Genomic DNA, 2,496 nt, shown 5'->3' with positions numbered 1-2,496 from the left:
TATTCAACTAGGAATTCCGGAGGAAGAAGCGAAAGGATTAACCTACTGTCGAAAAGGTTACCGATTCATAGGAGTATCCAAAGTCGTCCAAAGAGCAATCTCAAACAAAAGACTAAAGCAGAGGGGAGTCCCCTCTGCTTTAGAACATTATCTAAAAGTACACACTGTAATATAAATTGAAACGCCGTATACGCGAACCGTACGTACGGTGTTGTGAAAGGGGCGAAAATAAACTTATTTTCCCCCTACTCGATTTTGCAACTATCGAAGCTGATCATTTCAAGGAACTGAAAAGGCGTGAAGGTGAATGAGTATAGTAAATTAACTAGATTTGCTAATCAAGTGCTAATTGAATTCCTATCTTTAACACCCTTTATCAAAATTCATTGTAGTTGTTTTAAGACAGGTACTACCCTATATATTTAATTACTGACGAACAAAACATACAATACACAATAGTATAGGTGTACATATGAAAATAAGAAGAAGTATGTTAATTATTCAAATTGACAAGCTTGAAAGCTGAGAAAATTCTATTGGGATAAATTATGAATCGATGCTTAAACTAACTCAAAAAAGGAGTGAAACTTATGACCCAAACAAAGTTTGATTCGAAAGTTCTTTCAGTTATAGAAGATAAAATCTCTCTTGGGAAAAGTGCAAAGGTAGAAAATAATCCATATTGAACTGGCTGGTGCTTTTCTTGGCAGTTCCTTATCTTATGCAACAAAAGGGGCAGATTAGTTCACTAAGCGTTATGGAATGTTGTTACCAAAAAATTATTTCCCCGAATTATTTCACGCTATATACACTTTCAATACCTAATTCGAATGCTATCACCAAAACTTCGCAACCAAGACAGTACTACTTTTTATAAACTGTGCATCCTTATAAACTTACATCAAAATTATTCTAAGAGTGACTAAGTATATTATTTCCTTTCCTTGCTGAACATAGTTAAGGATGTTAACGGAGAATATTAGAATTAGGAGGGCCCAGCATTTATGAAGGCTGTAACTTATCAAGGACCAAATCATGTACAGGTTAACCAAGTAGAGGATGCAAAATTAGAAAAAAAAGACGATATTATAGTAAAGATTACTTCCACTGCTATTTGCGGATCTGATTTGCATTTATACCAAGGTAACATGCCGTTACCCCCAGGTTATATTATTGGCCATGAACCAATGGGCATTGTAGAAGAAGTTGGACCAGAAGTCACAAAAGTAAAAAAAGGAGACCGTGTTGTCGTCCCATTTAATGTTTCATGCGGACATTGTTTTTATTGCCAGCATGAAATGGAAAGCCAATGCGATAACTCAAACCCTCATTATGATTCTGGAGGATACTTTGGTTATACAGAAAAGTTCGGAAACCATCCAGGCGGTCAGGCTGAATATTTAAAAGTCCCTTTTGGAAATTTCACACCCTTTGTTATCGAGGAATCATGTGAATTGGAGGATGAGTCACTGCTCTTTTTATCGGATGTTTTGCCAACAGCTTATTGGAGTGTAATAAACGCAGGTGTAAAAGCAGGAGATACTGTTATAGTTCTTGGATGTGGGCCCGTTGGGTTGATGGTACAAAAGTTTGCCTGGATGAAAGGTGCAAAACGTGTGATAGCAGTTGATTACTTGGATTACCGGATCAACCATGCGAAAAAGATGAACAAAGTTGAGGTATTTGAGTTCACAAAATACCCCGATATGGGAGAACATTTAAAAGAGATCACTCATGGCGGCGCAGATGTCGTCATCGATTGTGTAGGTATGGACGGAAAGAAATCACCCCTAGAGTTTCTGGAACAAAAATTCAAACTGCAGGGCGGAACCCTTGGACCTATTCAAATTTCTACTAAAGCTGTCCGGAAGTATGGGACAGTGCAAATGACTGGTGTATACGGGGGTAACTATAATCTATTTCCATTAGGCGCATTTTGGGTAAGGAATATTAATCTTAAAATGGGACAAGCTCCAGTCATTCATTTAATGCCAGAATTATTTAAAAAAATAACAAATAACGAATTTGACCCAAAGGAAATTATCACACACAAAATGTCCCTTGAAGACGCAAGTCATGGTTATCAAATTTTTAATAATCGTGAGGATGATTGTATAAAAGTCGTTCTAAAACCATGATCCTCTGGGAGCATGGCATTGCAAAGAGTATGGCTCTGTTATGGGAATTTTTTTATATCATGAAATCAGAACTGTCTTTAAGGCGGTTTTTTCTTTAGGAACTAAAGGGGCCGTTTAGTTGAATTAAAAATAGTTAAATAGAACAAATGCGATTCTTAGATTGATGGATCGCTTTTTTTGCGTGATAGCTTTAAGAATACTGTATGTTTTTTATTGGACAGGCGTTATATTTTCCGAGATGGGATAAAATCAATTGTCCCATTTAAAGATTTTAAAATTAATGAATCACGCATATAGAAACAATTAGAAAAAAACTATAATATTCTCCTTAAAAATATATAAATACATTAATGATATG

Annotated in this window: 1 protein-coding gene; it reads left to right on the top strand. The window is 35.8% G+C overall.

All coding sequences use genetic code 11. The features are described from left to right. Positions 1-1,004: 1,004 nt before the first annotated feature. Entirely contained in the window at positions 1,005-2,138 is a 1,134-nt protein-coding gene (locus tag N0M92_RS28960) for a zinc-dependent alcohol dehydrogenase (RefSeq protein WP_260289012.1), read from the top strand. Positions 2,139-2,496 lie beyond the last annotated feature (358 nt).

The organism is Peribacillus aracenensis (assembly GCF_025175645.1).
Taxonomy (GTDB): Bacteria; Bacillota; Bacilli; order Bacillales; family DSM-1321; genus Peribacillus; species Peribacillus aracenensis.
Note: the sequence above shows the minus strand (reverse complement) of the source record. Positions and strands in the feature narration are given on the sequence as shown.